The following is a 20360-nucleotide window of genomic DNA, read 5'->3' on the forward strand; positions in this document are numbered from 1 at the left end:
GGGAGTAGGGGAGTAGGGGAGTACGGGAGTAGGAGAGTAGAGAGTAGGGAGTAGGGGAGTAGGGGAGTAGGGGAGTAGGGGAGTAGGGGAGTAGGGGAACAATTTTTGGGCTACTCTCCTGCCCAAAATGCGCTTCATGGATGAGCATAAAGCAGCTCAAAACTAGGTACTTTTTCCAGAAGCTCACTCATGCTAAAACCAATATCAGTCAATGCTTTGATATTTAATCAGTAAGCCCTACCATAAATGTCGATCATTTCCCTAAAGCCTTAGCGATCAATACTTTTGACTTTTAACTTTTAACTTTTAACTTTTAACTTTTGACTTTTGAATTTTGACTTTTGAATTTTAACTTCCGGGTAGTGGCAGTTGTAATTCTTTTAAAAAGATTTAGCAATAATAAACTCATTTTCCAATTGAGTTAAAAGAGATTCTGCTTCTGCTTTTGTTATGGTATCAGCTTTAGCTTTTTGTTCTAAAGTTGCAGAAATTTCAGCCAAGCGCACTACTCCTAAATTGCCACAACTACCTTTCAAAGAATGAGCCCTTTCTATTAGTGCTTCTGTGGCAGAGTTATCGATCGCCTCTTTAATAGCTAGTAACTGCTGTGGAGTATCTTCAAAAAACAAATCGATTAGTTCCGTTACAACATCTGCTTCGCCATCTATCTGTACTTCTTGGCGAATACTTTCAAGAACTTCTAGCATCACAGAAGGAGAACTAGAAGCAGTCTCTACCTTTGGTGTAGGAGATGACAGAGGAGTAGTTTTTTCTACCTGTTGCAGTTGTGCAGTAGGAGTTTTTTGGCCTATGATTATTTCTCCCCAATTTTCCAGTATTTCCTGTAGCTCTTCAACCTTAACTGGTTTACTCATATAATCATCCATACCCGTTTGCAGACAAATTTCGCGATCGCCATCCATAGCTCCCGCTGTCATGGCCACAATCGCAGGTCTGTTGTCTAACTCATGGCCATATCTGTCACAAATATGTTTTGTTGCTTCCAAACCATCCATTTCTGGCATTTGCACATCCATGAACACCAAGTCATAGGGTACTCTATCTATAGCCGTCAAAGCTTCCACACCATCACTAACCACATCAGGACGATAACCCATTCGTTCTAACATTGACAATGCAACTTTTTGATTCACTACATTATCTTCAGCTAGTAAAATTCTTAAAGGTAGGCGTGTCGCCAGATTGCTATCTGTCTTGAAAACGGCTTGACTTTTAATATTTACTACCTGATTAGCAAAAATCTCCATCAGTACCTTATATAATCGATCTGGCTTAATTGGCTTATTTAGACAAGCTTGTAAATTGCTTTTATCGCCTTTAGGACAACCGATAGAAGTTAACATCACTATTGGCAGTGTTTTTAGTAAAGGAAGCTTACGAATTTCAGCAGCTAAAGTTAGACCATCCATTTCCGGCATTTGCATATCTAAAATAGCCAGATCGAACTTCTTACCTTTCTTCAGCAACTCTAAAGCTTTTACACTACTATCTACATCTGTAGATATTATATTCCATTTTTATTTTGTATTTTTAGAATCAGCCGATTAGTAGGATTATCATCAACTATTAATACTTGTTTACCATCAAGTTGAGGCTGAGGATTTTGATAAACTTTAGGAATGCTAGGAGCAGTTGTAGTTAAGATTGTGAAGTGAAAGGTTGAACCCACAGCCAAAAAATTCGCAGAAGCAAAATTATCTTGATTTACCACCAAGGGATTTCCAGCAATATTACCTCCGCTTTCTGCCCACATTTGTCCGCCCATCATTTCGCATAGCTGCTTACTGATAACTAAGCCTAAACCTGTACCGCCATATTTACGAGTAGTTGAAGAATCTACTTGAGAAAAAGGCTGAAAAAGTCGCTCTAAACCTTCTAGTGGAATACCAATACCAGTATCTCTGACAGCAAAATGGATTTGGTAGGTGGGAGATAGAGAATTGTCTGAACCAACTTCTTCGGAATTAACATTTATTACTACTTCTCCAGAGTGAGTAAATTTAACAGCATTACTGACTAAATTGACTAGAATTTGACGCAGCCGAGTTACATCACCCATAATTGTACAGGGAGTACAATCGTCTATAATGTAGGCTAAGTCTAATGCTTTTTCTGTAGCTTGAGTCACTAGCAAATCTAGAGAAGATTCTACACATTCTCGGAGGTCAAAAGCTTGGCTTTCTAACTCTAACTTATCGGCATCAATTTTTGAGAAGTCGAGAATATCATTAATAATGACTAACAAGTTATCCCCACTACTGCGAATAATTTCCACAAAGTTTCGCTGTTGAGGACTTAGATTAGTATCTAGCAGCAAACCAGTCATCCCAATTACCCCATTCATTGGTGTGCGTATTTCGTGACTCATGTTGGCCACAAATTCTGATTTCAGCTTGGCTATAGATTGAGCTTCCTTTAAGGCCGCATCTAATTCCTGATTTTTTTGTTCTAATTCTGCTGCTATGTTGGTTGTTTTTTCTTGAGATTTGGCCTTTTCTTCCAGGTAAACTTGAATTTGGTTGACTGCAGGTCTAAATACAAATAGTCCCTCTGATATTAGTAGTAATATTGCAGTTATTAACAATAAATTTTCGATTCGTCTGGCTTGCTGAATCTTTTGTCGGGCTTCAGTATCATATTGGAAGACAATTTGATTCATCAGTGGGAGAAAAAGGGCCTCATTTTTCAGAATGGTTTCTACAAAAGGGCTAGCATTTGCTTGTGGTGACTCTGAGTTGATGGTTACTAGCAAACCCTGAGCAGCGTTAACTATTGCTTGATAATATTCTTCGATCTCCGCAAACATTTGTTTTACCTTGGGACTATTTTTATTACTGGGTAATTCTAGGTCTGAATCACCTTTCTGTAGTCCCTCATGGGAGGTTTGGAACACCTGGACAACATTTTCTAGTTCCTGTTGACGTTGTTTTCTGACTTTTGAGTTGGAACTATACTGGATAGCTAATGCTGTTTTGCTAAGTTTTTGACTCAACATTCGTTGACGACCTGCTATGTTAATTACCCGAGAACTGGTAAACTGATATCTTAGGGACCTTTCTACTAAAATTTGTTCAAATATAAATAACCCAGCAATTACACTGAGTCCGACAATATAAAGTACCGTCAGGCGATGAGTTGGAAATGGCTTGCGTAGTTTTTGTGACATTTTTTTATAGTTATTGTTGTAGGGAATTTTATCTATACTTCACTGTTTGATAATGACAAGCACTGGGTTTTTATATCTAGATTTTATCTCAATTCAATAAGTGGACTAGACTATATATGTATGTATATAGTTATGCCACTTTGGACTTTTGACCACAGCAAAGTGGCTGACTCACTAACTAAATAATTAATGTTTATAACTGATTCTCAGCTACTTTCTTATCAACGTTGTCCTAGAAAAGTATTTTTGGATACCTATGGAGATTTTACGCAACAAGATTCTCCTAGTGATTTTTTGCTGAAATTAATTAAAGATAGTTCGGAATTTAGGTCGAGTATTATCAAGAATTATATTTATCAAAAGCCTGATTATCCTCGTGGAGATTTAATGGCAGGGGGAAAGGCTACTGAAGAATTAATGGCAGCAGGTATTGATGTTATTTATCGGGGAATATTAATTATTCAAGAATCTTCAATCAATTCACTCCCACAAAATCAGACTATTAATTTTGTTAGCTATCCAGATTTATTGATTAAACAGCCTGGATATTCTCGATTTGGTGATTGGGTTTATATTCCTACAGATATTAAGTTAAGCAAACGTCCGAAATTAGAATATCAAATAGTTGCTACTTTTCATGCTCAAATATTAGCAAGTATTCAAGAAGTTTGGCCGGAAACTGCTTGGTTGATTCTCCGAAAGAAAGGGTTACATAAGGTGAATTTAGAAAAGCGAATTGAGCAAATGCAGGAAACTATTTTTGAGTTAATTGCTATGTTGCAAAATTCTCTAGAACCAGAGGTATTTATTTCCCGTCAAAAATGTAATCTTTGTACCTGGTATAGTAGCTGTCATGCTGTTGCTGAAACTCAAAAACATTTATGTCTTTTGCCAGGAGTTACTTCTAATAGATATGCTGTGTTGAAGAGCTTGAATTTAACAACTTTAGAATCTTTGAGTCAAACTAATCCTGATGATTTAGAAAGTTACCCTGAATTTGTTGATGGAGTTGGAATACAAGTTGTCAAGCAAGCTCAATCTGTATGGGAAAATAAGGTGATTCTGAGAAATGAAACATTTGCTGAAGAAATAGATAGTGAAACTTTACCAATTAATTATTACAAATCAATTAAGCTCGTCAATGCTCCTGTAGAAATATACTTTGATATTGAAGCTCAACCAGATATTAATTTAGATTATTTACATGGTGTATTAGTAGTTGATAAACGCCAAGATACCAAAAAATTTTATGTTCATTTAGCTGAAAATCCTTTAGATGAAGAATTGATTTGGTATCAATTTTTAGACTTAGTTTGGAAATATCCTATCGCTCCAATTTATCACTTCTGTGAATATGAAATTCAAACTGTAAGAAGATTAGCTCAACTTTATCAAACACCAGCTTATCTGTGGAAACCATTGTTGAAAAGATTTGTAGATATTCATAAAGTTGTTACTCAAACTATTATATTACCTGTAGAAAGTTATTCCCTCAAAAATATTGCTCGTTGGTTAGGTTTTGAATGGCGGAACCCCGAAGCTAATGGCGCTCAATCTGTTTGTTGGTATTCAGAATGGTTGAAAACAGGCGATCGCTCTTTGTTAGATGCAATTATTATTTACAATGAAGATGATTGTTATGCTACTTATTATATTAAAGAATGGCTATTTCAATTGTTATAAGAAGGAAGAGGTAAGAAGGAAGAAGGAAGAAGTTAACAAGGAAAAAGTAATAAGCAATAAATAAGATACAAGAAGCTAACAATGAAGGAGTAAGAAGCAGTTATTCAATATTTTAGAATAAGGAAAAAGTAATCAGCAAGAAAGAATACAGAAGAAGCTAACAAGGAGGCAGAGAAGTAAGAAGGAAGAAGGAAGAAGGAAGAAGGAAAAAGTAATAAGCAATCAAGAAGATGATTGTTATGCTACTTATTATATTAAAGAATGATTGTTACAATTTTTAGAAGGTTAAGAAGGAAGAAGGAAGAAGTTAACAAGGAAGAAGTTAACAAGGAAAAAGTAATAAGCAATAAATAAGATACAAGAAGCTAACAATGAAGGAGTAAGAAGCAGTTATTCAATATTTTAGAATAAGGAAAAAGTAATCAGCAAGAAAGAATACAGAAGAAGCTAACAAGGAGGCAAAGAAGTAAGAAGGAAGAAGGAAGAAGGAAGAAGGAAAAAGTAATAAGCAATCAAGAAGATGATTGTTATGCTACTTATTATATTAAAGAATGATTGTTACAATTTTTAGAAGGTTAAGAAGGAAGAAGGAAGAAGTTAACAAGGAAGAAGTTAACAAGGAAAAAGTAATAAGCAATAAATAAGATACAAGAAGCTAACAATGAAGGAGTAAGAAGCAGTTATTCAATATTTTAGAATAAGGAAAAAGTAATCAGCAAGAAAGAATACAGAAGAAGCTAACAAGGAGGCAAAGAAGTAAGAAGGAATTATTCATAATCAAGAAAAAACAAGGTGAAAAAAGATCGTGTTATTTATATCAATAGTAAATAATATCAGTTTGAGAGATGTTTGCTACAAATCTCTTTTCCTAGCTCCGGTGTTCCCTGTTCCCTTTATTCATCACTAAGAAAAAAGAAGGTGAGGAAAGTATTATATTATCTATATCTATATCAATAGAAAATAATACCAGTTTGATAAATGTTTGCTACGAATTCCTGTTCTCTCCTCAGAAGGAAGAAGGAATAAGGAAGAAGCTAAGAAGGAAAAACCAATTATTCATAATTAAGAATAAGGAAAGTGAGAAAGTATTATGTTATCTATATAAATAGAAAATAATACCAGTTTGATAAATGTTTGCTACGAATTCCTGTTCCCTATAACTAGAGTTTAGTAACATTTTTTTCAAATTGGTATAAAGTGGTATTTTTCTATCTTAATAGTAATGCTAAAGCATATAAAAAAAATTACAATTCTACCAGGCATGAGGTACACCTGTCGCGGGCAAGATGTCCGCACTGGGAACGTTTAATTGTTAATATCTGTACTTCATATACCACCGAATCTGCTGTAACATTTTCCTCACAATCAAAATCAGACTGCTATATATGAAAATATTTAAACATAGAACTTATAAATACCTAATTATTACCTTAATTACTTGTTTTATTATTGCTGTAATTACAGGCAGAATAATTAATTCGGCCACTCAAACAACTACTCCTCAAGTCACTTTTTTAGGAGAGGTAAATTTTCCCACAAGATTAGAATTTAAAAATACAGAAGTTGGTGGGCTTTCTGCCATAACTTACAATCCAGAAAAACAAAATTATTACGCAATTTCTGATGACCGTAGTAGCAAAGCACCAGCTCGATTTTATACTCTGAAAATTGACCTACAGCAAGATGAAATTTCAGAGGAAACAGTAACTTTTACAGATGTCACAACTTTATTAAATGACACAGGTAAACCATTTCCCGCTTTGAGTATTGACCCAGAAGGAATTACTTTTACAGGAGAGACTTTATTTATTTCCTCTGAAGGAGATAGGGAACGTCAAATACAACCATTTATTAGAGAATTTTCTCTCACAGGTAAACAACTACAAAATTTGCCTATACCTGAAAAAATTCTCATAGAATCAAACAGTGGAGTTAGAAATAATCTTGCTCTTGAAAGTTTAACTATTACTCCTAGTCAAAAATATCTCTTCACCGCTACAGAAAATGCTTTAGTTCAAGATGGCGAAGAAGCAACTTTTAGTATGGGTAGCTACTGTCGAATTATACGGTATGATTTAGCTCAAGGTCAGCCAGAAACAGAATTTATATATATCACAGAACCTATTGCTACTAATTCTAATAATGTAGGTGGTTTTAGTACCAATGGTTTAGTAGATTTACTTGCGTTAGATGATACTCATCTCTTAAGTTTAGAACGGTCTTTTTCCCTAGAAACAGGAAATGTAATTAAACTTTTTCAAATAGATTTATCAGGCACAGATAATATTCAAAATATTGAAGGCTTAAATAATCAAATTACTGATATTTCTCCAGTGCAAAAAAAATTACTCTTAGATTTCAGCACTCTAGAAATAGTCTTAGACAATATTGAAGGTATAACTTTTGGCCCAGACTTGGCAGACGGTCAGCGATCGCTCATCCTAGTTAGCGATAATAATTTTAACCCTCTACAAGTTACTCAGATTCTGATTTTTAGCTATTTAGGGAGTAGGAAGTAGGGAGTAGGGGAGTGGGGGAGTGGGGAGTGGGGGAGTAGGGAGTAGGGAGTAGAGGAGTAGGGGAGTAGGGGAGTAGGGGAGGGAGTAGGGGAGTAGGGGAGTAGGGGAGTAGTTAGGAGAAACGAGAAATTAATTAGGGCTTACCGATCTAATCTAAAAGCATTGACATATAAAGATTTTAGCCTTTTTGAGGTCAAAAAAAGTGTGCCTGTTTCAGCTCTTCATGCTCAAAAAGGAGCGTATTTTAGGCGAGATTTGGGCAGAAACATCAAAGGACAATTTTTACTCCTACCTCCTCTATAATTCCCATTTTTCCTGTCTCCTGTCTCTTTTTTCATGTCTCCTGTCTTCCCCTCCTGGGAGGGGTTAGGGTGGGTTGTCTCCTACCCTTACCCATAAGACTTTTTCAGCAAACCCTAATTAGGAGATAGTCGGATATATTTGTCGAACGTGATTTTTCTGCTATCCCCCCTGTCTTTGATATGCTAAGTTTTTGAGGGTTTTCTGTTGAAAACCAGGCACTTTTTTGTACCGAAAAAGACTGAATCCTTTATATGTCAGTGCTTTTAGATTATATCGGTAAGCCTTAAATAGAGCCAAAATGGGTTCTGTAGAAAAAAATTTACAGAAAAGCTTGACAAATCAAAAGAAAAACCACATAATAGTAAAAGGCTAAAAAATAAGGGACTGTAGTTCAACTGGTTAGAGCACCGCCCTGTCACGGCGGAAGTTGCGGGTTCGAGCCCCGTCAGTCCCGTAGATAAACAACTTTAACCTCAGAATGCTTAAAATGATACGAACAGTAACTACTGTTTGGTGAAACTCTATATTTTATGGTAAAAGTAGGGAATCAGATAAGCATAAAAATTATAGATTTTAATATCACTCTGGTAAAATAGAAATTTTATCAAATTGAACCAGAATGCATAACAAAATCTAAAAACAAAAAAACAAAATCAAACATTGATATGAGTGTTAGAGTTCGTCTGGCCCCAAGTCCCACAGGAAACTTACATATCGGTACAGCCAGAACAGCTGTATTTAACTGGTTATTTGCCAGAAACCAGAAAGGAAAATTTATCCTCAGAATAGAAGATACAGATATAGAGCGATCGCGTCCAGAATATACAGAAAATATTATGGAGGGATTGACCTGGTTAGGATTAGAATGGGATGAAGGACCATCCTACCAGTCTCAACGATTAGAATTATATAAGACAGCTACTCAAAAATTACTAGACAAAGGATTAGCCTATCGCTGCTATTGTACAGCAGCAGAACTAGAAGAAATGCGGGAAGCTCAGAAAGCTAGAAAAGAAGCACCCCGCTACGACAACCGCCACCGTGACCTTACACCAGAACAACAAGCAGCTTTTGAAGCAGAAGGAAGACAGCCAGTAATTCGCTTTAAAATTGACAATGACCAAATAATTACCTGGAAAGACCAAGTTAGAGGGACAGTAACCTGGAAGGGGAGCGACTTGGGTGGAGATATGGTCATCTCCCGTGCTGCTAGTGGCAAGACAGTAGGACAACCCCTCTACAATATGGCAGTGGTAGTAGATGATATGGATATGGAAATTACCCATGTAATTCGTGGTGAAGACCATATTGCCAATACAGCTAAACAAATATTACTTTATAAAGCCCTAGAGGGGAAAGTACCAGAATTTTCTCATACACCTCTAATTCTTAATCAAGAAGGACGCAAACTTTCAAAACGGGATGGCGTAACTTCAATTTCTGATTTTAAAGAATTAGGTTTCATCCCAGAAGCACTAGCAAATTATATGTGTTTGCTTGGGTGGACACCTCCAGACTCAACTCAAGAAATATTTACCCTGACAGAAGCAGCTCAACAGTTCTCTTTTGAGAGAGTGAATAAAGCAGGGGCGAAGTTTGACTGGAATAGGTTGGACTGGATAAATAGTCAATATTTACATAATTTACCAGTAGGAGAACTGACAGATAGATTAATTCCTGTTTGGCAAAAAGCAGGATATGAACTAGACCCACAGAGCGATCGCCCTTGGTTAGAACAATTGGCCGCTTTGATTGGACCTAGTTTGACTCGCCTCACAGATGCAGTAGAAATGAGTAAGTTATTCTTCTCCCCCACTGTAGAACTGGATGCAGAAGCAATTGAACAAATGCAGAAAGAAGATGCTGTAAAATCTATTAATTCTATTATTGAGGGGATAGATAGTGATGCACCTCTGCGAGTGGGTGATGCACAAAAAATTATTAAACGGGTGACTCAGGCAATTAAAGTTAAGAAAGGCATTGTCATGCGATCGCTCAGGGCGTCTTTAACAGGTGCAATGCAAGGACCCGATCTAATTCAGTCATGGTTACTCTTGCATCAAAGGGGTTTTGATGTATTACGCTTCAAAAAAGCTATAGGTCAGGAGGTTGAAGAAAGCAAAAAAGTAGATGCTTCTGATAATAGTAATAAAGGGTTTGCTGAAATAAAAACAGCAACTTCAAAAACATCTGTTGCACCAAAACAACAACCTCAGAAAATAAAAGCATCAAGTACTCTTGCTGGTGAGTCTCAAAGTTTTAAACCAACTATAGATAAAGCACAAGCAACAACTCCAACGGGTAAGTCTGAAGTTGTTGAACCTACTGTAGAGAAACAGAAACCAACTACGACTCCCGCAGGTGAAACTAAAGTTGTTAAACCAACTATAGATAAAGCACAAGTAACAACTCCAACTGGTAAGTCTGAAGTTGTTGAACCTACTGTAGAAAAACAGAAACCAACTATAGATAAAGCACAAGCAACAACTCCAACTGGAGAAACTAAAGTTGTTGAACCTACTGTAGAGAAACAGAAAGCAACTACGACTCCCGCAGGTGAAACTAAAGTTGTTAAACCAACTATAGATAAAGCACAAGCAACAACTCCAACTGGTAAGTCTGAAGTTGTTGAACCTACTGTAGAGAAACAGAAAGCAACTACGACTCCCGCAGGTGAAACTAAAGTTGTTAAACCAACTATAGATAAAGCACAAGTAACAACTCCAACGGGTAAGTCTGAAGTTGTTGAACCTACTGTAGAAAAACAGAAAGCAACTACGACTCCCGCAGGAGAAACTAAAGTTGTTAAACCAACTATAGATAAAGCACAAGTAACAACTCCAACGGGTAAGTCTGAAGTTGTTGAACCTACTGTAGAAAAACAGAAAGCAACTACGACTCCCGCAGGAGAAACTAAAGTTGTTAAACCAACTATAGATAAAGCACAAGTAACAACTCCAACGGGTAAGTCTGAAGTTGTCAAACCAACTGTAGAAAAACCTTCAACAGCAACTCCAACAGTGACAACAACTCCCACAGGAGAAACTAAAGTTGTCAAACCAACTGTAGAGAAACCTCCAACAGCAACTCCAACAGTGGCAACAACTCCAACGGAAGAAACTAAAGTTGTCAAACCAACTGTAGAGAAACCTCCAACAGCAACAACTATTACTACAAAACCGGAAACCGTAGAACAAAAAGTTACTGTTCAAGTAGAAACCTCAACCTTAGATGACCAACAACCTGTAGATACAACAACTAATGAAAGCATTGAGAGCGATCAATTACAAAAGATTAAAGAAAAATTGGTCGATACTTTTGCTAACTTTCCTGATTACATTAGTCAATTCTATCAAACATATCAACGTCAACTTATAGTAATTGGTTCGCTGATATTAATCATATTAACCTTTAGGTTAATTCTTGGTTTCCTAGAAGCTTTAGAAGGAATTCCTACTTTATCGACTAGCTTTGAATTGATTGGTATGGGATATTCAGTATGGTTTGTTTACCGTTATTTACTACGGAAATCTAATCGGCAAGAATTATTAGATAAAATTCAAGACATCAAAGCAGATATTGTTGGTAAAAAGTCTTAAACTTCTAATAGTTTCAGATACTGAAAATAACATGGGGGGAATTAAAAATAAAAGTAAACCAGAAAAATGTTTGCTTCAAAGGTTGTCTGAGAAATCCCATTTGCAACATACAAGACCCCTAAATCCCCCAAAATTGGGGGACTTTTAGAAACAAATTGACTCTTGTTCCCCCCAAAGTTGGGGGTTAGGGGGCAAAATTTAGTATCAAAAAACTTTTCAGATATCCTCTCAAATTCCCCAATAATTATTTTGAATTTCTTTATCCTAAAACAGGACTCTAAATGAATAAAAATAAACGAAGAAAAACAACATTATTTTTAGTAGTATTATTTTCATTAGCTGGGATACAGAAAATCAGTCCTGTTTTATCTCAAGATTTACAATTGACACCTATATTTGAAGATGTAAATTTATATCCAAAATCTCCTCAAAATCGAATGATTATTAGAGGATTAAGTGGAGGACCTGTATCTGCAAAAGAAACAACAGGTAGAAATGACACGGTAACTGGACCTTGCGTAGGTTTTATCGATCGAAAACCAGATCATAGATTAATTTTAAATGGTTTTTTTCAATCCCTGAAACTTGAAGTTAAAAGTAGTGAAGATACAACTTTAGTAATTAGAGGTCCTGGGGGTAGTTGGTGTAACGATGATTTTGAAGGAAAAAATCCTGGAATTATGGGTCAATGGTTTTCAGGTACTTATGAAGTTTGGGTAGGTTCTTATCAAAGAAATAAATATTATCCCTATGTTATTAAAATTACGAAGGAAGAAGATTGATATGTTCTCTGGGGTGAAGTTGTGGAGATTTTCATTTAAACAATAATTCTTGATTGAGCGAAAAGAACAAAAGTAAAGATAATTTCAGTCTTTTTTTGGTACTGTCAGTTCTGAAATTTTATTTATAACTGATCCGTCCGTTAGCGTAGCTCCCCCGGAGGGGGAATATGATATTAGTCTTCTATAAAATTACGCTTTTTTTCATCTTCAATCCACTTCTTAAAATACTCAATTTCTTTTTCTACATAATCTTTGTCTTCCAGAAGTTTTTCTGTATTAAAAATTGGTCGTAATAGTAATGATTCAAGATGTTCTACGATTTTATGTGTTGCTTCAATATTCTTAGAGCTACTCAATATATAATCTTCTGAGGAAAGTTCCTTATCATTCTTAACATAAGGTTCTAGGGAAGTTTCTTAAAATCTTCAAATTTCTGATTGTACTTACAAAATAGATCGATAAATTGATAACGTCTTTCGTATGGAAATGTTGTAGTTACGCTAAACAATAATTGCATCAAATGAATATCGTTATGTCTATTTTCAATCAGACTTTTTAGCAGTTGATTTTGTCTATCCTCAAAAACAACTTTCTCTTCTTCTGTTACTTCCAAAAAAAATATTCTTTCGAGGATAGTATTACTAAATCCAGAGTTAGATAATTCCTTTTCTTTCTGATAAATATGCTCAACTACTTGAGTGATTAATTCCTGATAATTTTCAGATTGCCAAAGAAATGTATAGTTTAGGTCATCTTGGAAATAAGGGGAGTTTGATAATTTTCTTTCCTCATCATATACCCAGTCAATATATTCAATTATGAAATGTTGGTCAACATTAAGAATGCGGATGAATATATCTTCAGAATTAGACGAGTATCCCCTGATTTTTTGATTTGATAAATATGCTTGTTTTAGTACATCAAGTTTTTCTGTGAATAATTTAATTAAAAGCTCATTGACCTGAGTGTAAGGATTAAATAAAAAATCGAAAGGACTTAAAAAATTTGTATAATTTGTCTGTTCATTAATTTTACTCAGAATAATTTTTGTTATCTGAGCAACCACATTTTTATCTAAGTGAAGATATTTGAGAAGAAAGTCAAAATATTGTGGTATTTCACTGAGTTTACTCTGCCGATATAAGTTATATAGTTGCTCTAAATAATCGGATGTAATTTTATCTTCAGGCAGTAAGTTGTAAAATCCAAATAACCATTTTCTTTTTGAAGCAAAATCAAATTGATTGAGCAATTCAAAAGCTTTTTCAACTCCAGAAATTTCTATTAATTTTTCAATTAATGTAAATAGAAAATAATTAAGTTTAAATGGGTCGCCAAGATTGAGATAATATTTCAGCACATCTAAATAAAGCTCTGAATTTTTGCAGGCGATAAAAATAACTTCTGCTATTCTACCACTGGGAAATTCAGAAGAGTAATGGTTTTTCTCTTTTGTTACAGCTTTTATCTCATGGCATTTAGCAAAGAAATCCTGATAATCCTTAAAATCGTAATTAGCAAAATATTCTTTGATTTGATTTTGCTTAAATTGCTCATATTCTTTCCCTTCTAAATAGCAGTTGTTTCTCTCATTCCAATTATCTGAAAGTATCCTATACACCTCATAAGTTCCATTGAGAAATCGTTCTCTTATTTCATTATTAAATTCAATTTGACGAGACTCTAGAAAATCCAAATATTTCTGAACAATAAGACAATGATAATAATCTTGAGGATTTAAGTTATCTGTAAGAAATTTAAGCACTTCTACAGCATCTTGCTTAATAATTTCACCGACAGAAAACTTAGAATATGATTTACTATATTGATGAATTATATTGATTACTTCTTTCTCAAAAATATCAATCTGATAGAGCTGAAATATTCCCTGCCAAATTTTATTTCTTAAATCAAATAACTCCGGTGTAGGTTGTGGGGAAAATTGATGCCATAAACATAAAAATTCTCTGTTATTTTTCAGCTTAGGAGTATTAAATTGAAGATAGAGGTATTTTTCAGCTACACCAAAAAATAGTTTTGTGAATAATTCGTTTTTTCCTTGATTTACTTCTTCCAATAGCTTATCAATGACTATAGACTGACTAATAAATTTTGTTATGTAGGAATCATGTTCAAATCCAAACACTTCAATAAGAAGGCGAAACACCTGTAATAGTTCCTGTGGTTTTTTTGTCAGATATTCAAACAGCAAATCTATAGCAATCTGAAAATTTTGTTCGTCAAAATTACTCGATAAACTAAGTAAGTCAAGAATAGAATATGGTGGAATGTCAATATTAGAATTAGACGGAATATCTAAGGTTGAAATATCTACTGACTCGATTTCCATCTTGTCAATACAATTTTTAGCATATATGAGAATTTCTGTCTGTTTAAAAAACCAAAAAAGTTTCATCAGTTCGATAAAATTCTTCTTATTTCCTGCCTCCTCATAATTTTTCCAAAGTCTGTCTACATCTGGAGTAAGTATGTTGATAATCTTCTCACTATCAAAAGCACTTAAAACAGGATTAAGAGCATCAACAAAATTATATTGAAACTGAGGAAAGAAATTATCTAAGAGAACGGAAAATTTCAACAATTTATCCTTGAAAAAAGTAAGATAAAACAGATATGTAGCCAGAACCTGGTCAGATATTCTGGCAATCTCATTTTCATATATATCTACCAACTCAAATTCATATAATTTACGAACTGCTTTCCATAAATTTTCCCTGTCAATATAAAATGTTGTTTGAATCTTTTCCATCATTTCATCGTTAGAGCAATCTACCACTTGGAAAAAAGCAACTATACCAGCAACTTTCAATAAACTTTCATCCTTAAAATCTGCAATATCTTCTCTAATTGAAGAATAATATATATCATAAACATCAGATACATTTTTAAGAGCTTCGACAGTTTTTTCTCCCTTTACTACTAAAGCAGTCATTATTGCCAGGCGAGGATTACCTTGAGCTATATCAACAATTCTTTCTATGTATAATTGATTCTGAATTTTGTATTCTTCTTTAACGAGTTGCTCAATTTGCTTATCTGTTAATGGGTTGATTTTTACTAGCTCTAAATTATTATCATAAGAACACACTACTTCTTTAATTTGCTCAACTGCATAGTCACGAACTGTAGCTATTATTTTAATTTGCTGATTTTCACGTTTATACAGAAGAAGATTAATAAAATGCTTAAATTCTTTGACTCGGTTAGCATCATCTACAAAAATTAGATAACTTCCCTCATCTGAAAAATAAACATGGATATCCCCAAAAATATCGACTCCTTGATCAAAAATACACTTAACTTTGTAGTCAGAATATTTCTCTACAAATTTCCTACAACACTCTAAAACAAGTCTAGATTTACCTACTCCTGCTTTACCAGAAACTATAACTAGATTATTTCCCTCAAGTCGTTGTAATATTTCCTTTATTTCATTTTCCCGAAAGTAAAACTTTGTATCTAGAGGAGCAACAATTTTTCTTTTATTATAAGTAGTAATAAACTCATCAATATCAACTATTTGACCAGTATCTACCTCAACTCCTAGAAAATCTTTAGCAATACCAGGATAATTTTTATAAAGGTCAAAAGAAATAGAGTCAAGACCAAATATATCAAGCTCAACTCCATACTTCTGACATTCCTCTTTCAGAGAATTTTCTTCTTTTGTACTCAGAGTAGAATTATGACATAAAACAATCTTTTCTATTTCTATTATTAGTACTCCAGTCTTTTCTTCATCAAAACATTTGTCGAGGTCTTTCTTAAATTTTTTGCAGACCCCTTTTTCCTCTGTTGTATACTCTGCCAAAATGTACTTTCCATTTTCCAGAATAATTAAAGTATCTGGAGTTCCTGTTCTTATTTTTTTAGTTCCCGATACAGACCCTAATGATTTAAGCAACTTAACCTGTTCAATTTTTTATCAAGGTAAACATCAGCCAATTTTTGAAGCTCACCACCACTTAATTCTTTGAGTTTATTTTGAATCTCATTAATTTTTGACATAGTAATTCTATAGAGATAAAAATAATATATTTTTCCTCAACTTAAAAGTAGCGATCGCCTTTCTCTATTCTCTCTATTTTAGCAATTAAATTTTTACTCTCAACTGCCAAAAAGTCATATCTGGACTTCCTTCTTCTTATTTTTAGTTCCCGATACAGACCCTAATGATTTAAGCAACTTAACCTGTTCAATTTTTTATCAAGGTAAACATCAGCCAATTTTTGAAGCTCACCACCACTTAATTCTTTGAGTTTATTTTGAATCTCATTAATTTTTGACATAGTAATTCTATAGAGATAAAAATAATATATTTTTCCTCAACTTAAAAGTAGCGATCGCCTTTCTCTATTCTCTCTATTTTAGCAATTAAATTTTTACTCTCAACTGCCAAAAAGTCATATCTGGACTTCCTTCTTCTTATTTTTTTAGTTCCCGATACAGACCCTAATGATTTAAGCAACTTAACCTGTTCAATTTTTTATCAAGGTAAACATCAGCCAATTTTTGAAGCTCACCACCACTTAATTCTTTGAGTTTATTTTGAATCTCATTAATTTTTGACATAGTAATTCTATAGAGATAAAAATCATATCTTCTTCCTCAACTTAAAAGTAGCGATCGCCTTTCTCTATTCTCTCTATTTTAGCAATTAAATTTTTACTCTCAACTGCCAAAAAGTCATATCTGGACTTCCTTCTTCTTATTTTTTTAGTTCCCGATACAGACCCTAATGATTTAAGCAACTTAACCTGTTCAATTTTTTTATCAAGGTAAACATCAGCCAATTTTTGAAGCTCACCACCACTTAATTCTTTGAGTTTATTTTGAATCTCATTAATTTTTGACATAGTAATTCTATAGAGATAAAAATAATATATTTTTCCTCAACTTAAAAATAGCGATCGCCTTTCTCTATTCTCTCTATTTTAGCAATTAAATTTTTACTCTCAACTGCCAAAAAGTCATATCTGGACTTCCTTCTTCTTATTTTTTTAGTTCCCGATACAGACCCTAATGATTTAAGCAACTTAACCTGTTCAATTTTTTATCAAGGTAAACATCAGCCAATTTTTGAAGCTCACCACCACTTAATTCTTTGAGTTTATTTTGAATCTCATTAATTTTTGACATAGTAATTCTATAGAGATAAAAATAATATATTTTTCCTCAACTTAAAAGTAGCGATCGCCTTTCTCTATTCTCTCTATTTTAGCAATTAAATTTTTACTCTCAACTGCCAAAAAGTCATATCTGGACTTCCTTCTTCTTATTTTTTTAGTTCCCGATACAGACCCTAATGATTTAAGCAACTTAACCTGTTCAATTTTTTATCAAGGTAAACATCAGCCAATTTTTGAAGCTCACCACCACTTAATTCTTTGAGTTTATTTTGAATCTCATTAATTTTTGACATAGTAATTCTATAGAGATAAAAATAATATATTTTTCCTCAACTTAAAAATAGCGATCGCCTTTCTCTATTCTCTCTATTTTAGCAATTAAATTTTTACTCTCAACTGCCAAAAAGTCATATCTGGACTTCCTTCTTCTTATTTTTTTAGTTCCCGATACAGACCCTAATGATTTAAGCAACTTAACCTGTTCAATTTTTTATCAAGGTAAACATCAGCCAATTTTTGAAGCTCACCACCACTTAATTCTTTGAGTTTATTTTGAATCTCATTAATTTTTGACATAGTAATTCTATAGAGATAAAAATAATATATTTTTCCTCAACTTAAAAATAGCGATCGCCTTTCTCTATTCTCTCTATTTTAGCAATTAAATTTTTACTCTCAACTGCCAAAAAGTCATATCTGGACTTCCTTCTTCTTATTTTTTTAGTTCCCGATACAGACCCTAATGATTTAAGCAACTTAACCTGTTCAATTTTTTATCAAGGTAAACATCAGCCAATTTTTGAAGCTCACCACCACTTAATTCTTTGAGTTTATTTTGAATCTCATTAATTTTTGACATAGTAATTCTATAGAGATAAAAATAATATATTTTTCCTCAACTTAAAAATAGCGATCGCCTTTCTCTATTCTCTCTATTTTAGCAATTAAATTTTTACTCTCAACTGCCAAAAAGTCATATCTGGACTTCCTTCTTCTTATTTTTTTAGTTCCCGATACAGACCCTAATGATTTAAGCAACTTAACCTGTTCAATTTTTTATCAAGGTAAACATCAGCCAATTTTTGAAGCTCACCACCACTTAATTCTTTGAGTTTATTTTGAATCTCATTAATTTTTGACATAGTAATTCTATAGAGATAAAAATAATATATTTTTCCTCAACTTAAAAATAGCGATCGCCTTTCTCTATTCTCTCTATTTTAGCAATTAAATTTTTACTCTCAACTGCCAAAAAGTCATATCTGGACTTCCTTCTTCTTATTTTTTTAGTTCCCGATACAGACCCTAATGATTTAAGCAACTTAACCTGTTCAATTTTTTATCAAGGTAAACATCAGCCAATTTTTGAAGCTCACCACCACTTAATTCTTTGAGTTTATTTTGAATCTCATTAATTTTTGACATAGTAATTCTATAGAGATAAAAATAATATATTTTTCCTCAACTTAAAAGTAGCGATCGCCTTTCTCTATTCTCTCTATTTTAGCAATACAGATAAAAATAATTATTCTTCCTCAACTTAAAAGTAGCGATCGCCTTTCTCCCCTATCTCTATTTTAGATGAAATCTGGTTATACAATTATCCCACTCTCTACTTCCATTCAACGCAGACAAAAAATGTCGGTATATCCCCAGATAATTCCCACTCTTATTCTTCCTTTCTTCTTTCTCTTTTCTCCTGAATAATACGATAACTAACTATCCAGAATATTTTGTAAAAATTTGCCCCTATAAATATGGCTGAAAACTATAGCAGTCGAAGGAAAAGGCGCGGAAATATCAAAAGCTTAAAACTCAGACAACACAAAATTTTTTCTTCTGTCCTAGATAACTAAAGCCTTCTATCCTAGATAACTAAAGCCTTCCTCCTTCTACTAACTTTAGACAATAAAAAAGAGCTAGAGATACTTACACAAATAAACATCCCTAACTCTTAGTTTTTTCCACTGAATATTTTATAAACTTATCCTTTTCTTTTGGGTTTAATAACCCATCATCACTGGCGTTTTTTACAATTGGTTGCGGTTTGTAGACGGGGAGCAGCTTGTCGAAGACTATCCCCTCCACTTTTTCCAATTTCAGTCCTTCTTCCTTCTTCCTTATTCTCACGTTTCAGAAGCAGAAGATTGACTGAGAAAAGGAGTCAAATAAGCAACCAAAGCTCCAATCAGAAAAGCTGCAATATTACGAGTCAATGGTAACCAATCTGAAGTTCTCGTAACTACTGGGCCAATTCCGAAAGCAATAAACAAAATTCCCCACAATGGAGAAAATATTAACGCCCACTGCCAAGAAAAAGCTTGGTCCGGTTTCCGGGGTTGAGCTGCAAAACCACAAACTACTCCACCAATAGCTGATGTAATTAAAGTTAAAATCCATTGCTCTCTTGGTAAACCTGGTACAACGTTACAACCACCTTGACGTAAACAAGTTTTAATAGATTCTAATGATTGGATAATAGATTGGTCTTCACCTTGGTCTCGCACAAAAAATTGATTACCGTAGCGAGTTTGTAACTCTACCCAAAATGTCCGAGGTAGGAATTCATAGAGAGCACGACCCACATTAAAGTTCAGAATATTACCGCCACGGGAGTCCGCTACTAACAAGACACTCTTATTATCAAGTTGCCAAAAATCTTTAACTGCTCTACCTGGAGTACGGTCGAATTGAGTCAAAACCCTCAGTTTCCAGCCAGTTTCAGTTTCAAATTGCTCTAAATCTTTGGCTAGTATATCTTCTTGAATGTCTGTTAAGTTTCTTGCTAAGTCAATAATTGGTGTTTTTTGTTCGGGGAGTAACTGAGGATTATCATAAGCGTTGGCAACTCCTGGGGTTAGAGCAAAAATCGATAATGCCACGAAAACTGCTGTAATTAATAAAGATATTTTTTTAAAAAAATTTTTTCATTTTATATTTAGTTTCAAACTCAAAAGTGGACAGTAAATGCTTGTATTAAAAAAGGGTTCAGAAAAATCTCATATTTCTTTACATTTATTTACTTTAACTCACATTTATATAAAATGCGCAGCCAACATTAATATTTTTGAAGCTTTTGACTTAATAATGTTGACTATTGGTAATACAAATCAGAATATAATTATGTATTAAAGATC

17 protein-coding genes, 1 tRNA gene and 1 pseudogene are annotated in these 20360 nt (G+C 33.8%); 6 read left to right on the forward strand and 13 right to left on the reverse strand.

The genetic code is table 11. The annotated features are described in order from the left end of the window. Window positions 1–380 precede the first annotated feature (380 nt). Both SAGCYANO_RS39990 and SAGCYANO_RS39995 read right to left on the reverse strand, forming a co-directional pair. The gene (locus tag SAGCYANO_RS39990; RefSeq protein WP_307786310.1) at window positions 381–1529 is read right to left on the reverse strand and encodes a response regulator; all 1149 of its coding nucleotides are present in this window, start codon (window positions 1527–1529) and stop codon (window positions 381–383) included. Further along, window positions 1526–3187: an ATP-binding protein gene (locus SAGCYANO_RS39995; protein WP_237397148.1), complete on the reverse strand. Its 1662-nt coding sequence runs from the start codon at window positions 3185–3187 to the stop codon at window positions 1526–1528. The genes SAGCYANO_RS39990 and SAGCYANO_RS39995 overlap by 4 nt, the downstream gene beginning before the upstream one ends. 189 nt (window positions 3188–3376) lie before the next feature. Between SAGCYANO_RS39995 and SAGCYANO_RS40000 the strand changes: the two genes are divergently transcribed. The 6 genes and pseudogenes from SAGCYANO_RS40000 (at window position 3377) to SAGCYANO_RS40020 (ending at window position 12073) form a co-directional block, all read left to right on the forward strand. Next, a complete protein-coding gene (locus tag SAGCYANO_RS40000) occupies window positions 3377–4870 on the forward strand; it encodes a TM0106 family RecB-like putative nuclease (protein WP_202225102.1) in 1494 nt (497 codons plus the stop codon). A 1385-nt stretch (window positions 4871–6255) separates the two neighbouring features. Further along, window positions 6256–7389, forward strand: a complete 1134-nt coding sequence (locus SAGCYANO_RS40005) for an esterase-like activity of phytase family protein (RefSeq protein ID WP_202225103.1) — start codon at window positions 6256–6258, stop codon at window positions 7387–7389. Window positions 7390–8072: 683 nt separating this feature from the next. After that, window positions 8073–8146: transfer RNA gene (locus tag SAGCYANO_RS40010), tRNA-Asp, on the forward strand. 211 nt (window positions 8147–8357) lie between these two features. Beyond that, a pseudogene (gene gltX / locus SAGCYANO_RS46810) lies at window positions 8358–9791 on the forward strand (glutamate--tRNA ligase); the annotation flags it as partial. A gap of 996 nt (window positions 9792–10787) precedes the next feature. Further along, a complete protein-coding gene (locus SAGCYANO_RS46815; RefSeq protein ID WP_237397174.1) occupies window positions 10788–11291 on the forward strand; it encodes a CAAD domain-containing protein in 504 nt (167 codons plus the stop codon). Between the two features lie 281 nt (window positions 11292–11572). Next, a complete protein-coding gene (locus tag SAGCYANO_RS40020; protein WP_202225105.1) occupies window positions 11573–12073 on the forward strand; it encodes a hypothetical protein in 501 nt (166 codons plus the stop codon). A gap of 173 nt (window positions 12074–12246) precedes the next feature. Here the strand turns inward: SAGCYANO_RS40020 and SAGCYANO_RS40025 are convergent, their stop codons facing one another. The 11 genes from SAGCYANO_RS40025 to SAGCYANO_RS40075 all read right to left on the reverse strand — a co-directional run bounded on the left by SAGCYANO_RS40025 (window position 12247) and on the right by SAGCYANO_RS40075 (window position 20105). Beyond that, window positions 12247–12429, reverse strand: a complete 183-nt coding sequence (locus tag SAGCYANO_RS40025; RefSeq protein WP_202225106.1) for a hypothetical protein — start codon at window positions 12427–12429, stop codon at window positions 12247–12249. A gap of 47 nt (window positions 12430–12476) precedes the next feature. Then, entirely contained in the window at window positions 12477–15998 is a 3522-nt protein-coding gene (locus SAGCYANO_RS40030; RefSeq protein ID WP_202225107.1) for an ATP-binding protein, read from the reverse strand. Window positions 15999–16424: 426 nt separating this feature from the next. Next, the gene (locus SAGCYANO_RS40035) at window positions 16425–16562 is read right to left on the reverse strand and encodes a hypothetical protein (RefSeq protein ID WP_202225108.1); all 138 of its coding nucleotides are present in this window, start codon (window positions 16560–16562) and stop codon (window positions 16425–16427) included. A 145-nt stretch (window positions 16563–16707) separates the two neighbouring features. Further along, window positions 16708–16950, reverse strand: coding sequence for a hypothetical protein (locus tag SAGCYANO_RS40040; protein ID WP_202225109.1), 243 nt, complete (start codon window positions 16948–16950; stop codon window positions 16708–16710). 41 nt (window positions 16951–16991) lie between these two features. Next, a complete protein-coding gene (locus tag SAGCYANO_RS40045; RefSeq protein ID WP_202225108.1) occupies window positions 16992–17129 on the reverse strand; it encodes a hypothetical protein in 138 nt (45 codons plus the stop codon). 145 nt (window positions 17130–17274) lie between these two features. Then, window positions 17275–17412, reverse strand: coding sequence for a hypothetical protein (locus SAGCYANO_RS40050; RefSeq protein WP_202225108.1), 138 nt, complete (start codon window positions 17410–17412; stop codon window positions 17275–17277). A gap of 145 nt (window positions 17413–17557) precedes the next feature. Continuing rightward, entirely contained in the window at window positions 17558–17695 is a 138-nt protein-coding gene (locus SAGCYANO_RS40055) for a hypothetical protein (protein ID WP_202225108.1), read from the reverse strand. 145 nt (window positions 17696–17840) lie between these two features. Next, on the reverse strand, window positions 17841–17978 hold the full coding sequence (locus tag SAGCYANO_RS40060) for a hypothetical protein (RefSeq protein WP_202225108.1): 138 nt from the start codon (window positions 17976–17978) through the stop codon (window positions 17841–17843). Window positions 17979–18123: 145 nt separating this feature from the next. Further along, entirely contained in the window at window positions 18124–18261 is a 138-nt protein-coding gene (locus SAGCYANO_RS40065; protein WP_202225108.1) for a hypothetical protein, read from the reverse strand. 145 nt (window positions 18262–18406) lie between these two features. Further along, window positions 18407–18544: a hypothetical protein gene (locus SAGCYANO_RS40070; RefSeq protein WP_202225108.1), complete on the reverse strand. Its 138-nt coding sequence runs from the start codon at window positions 18542–18544 to the stop codon at window positions 18407–18409. Between the two features lie 805 nt (window positions 18545–19349). Further along, on the reverse strand, window positions 19350–20105 hold the full coding sequence (locus SAGCYANO_RS40075; protein WP_237397149.1) for a TPM domain-containing protein: 756 nt from the start codon (window positions 20103–20105) through the stop codon (window positions 19350–19352). Window positions 20106–20360 lie beyond the last annotated feature (255 nt).

This window comes from Okeania sp. KiyG1 (assembly GCF_014132355.1).
In the GTDB taxonomy this organism is placed as follows: Bacteria; Cyanobacteriota; Cyanobacteriia; order Cyanobacteriales; family Microcoleaceae; genus Okeania.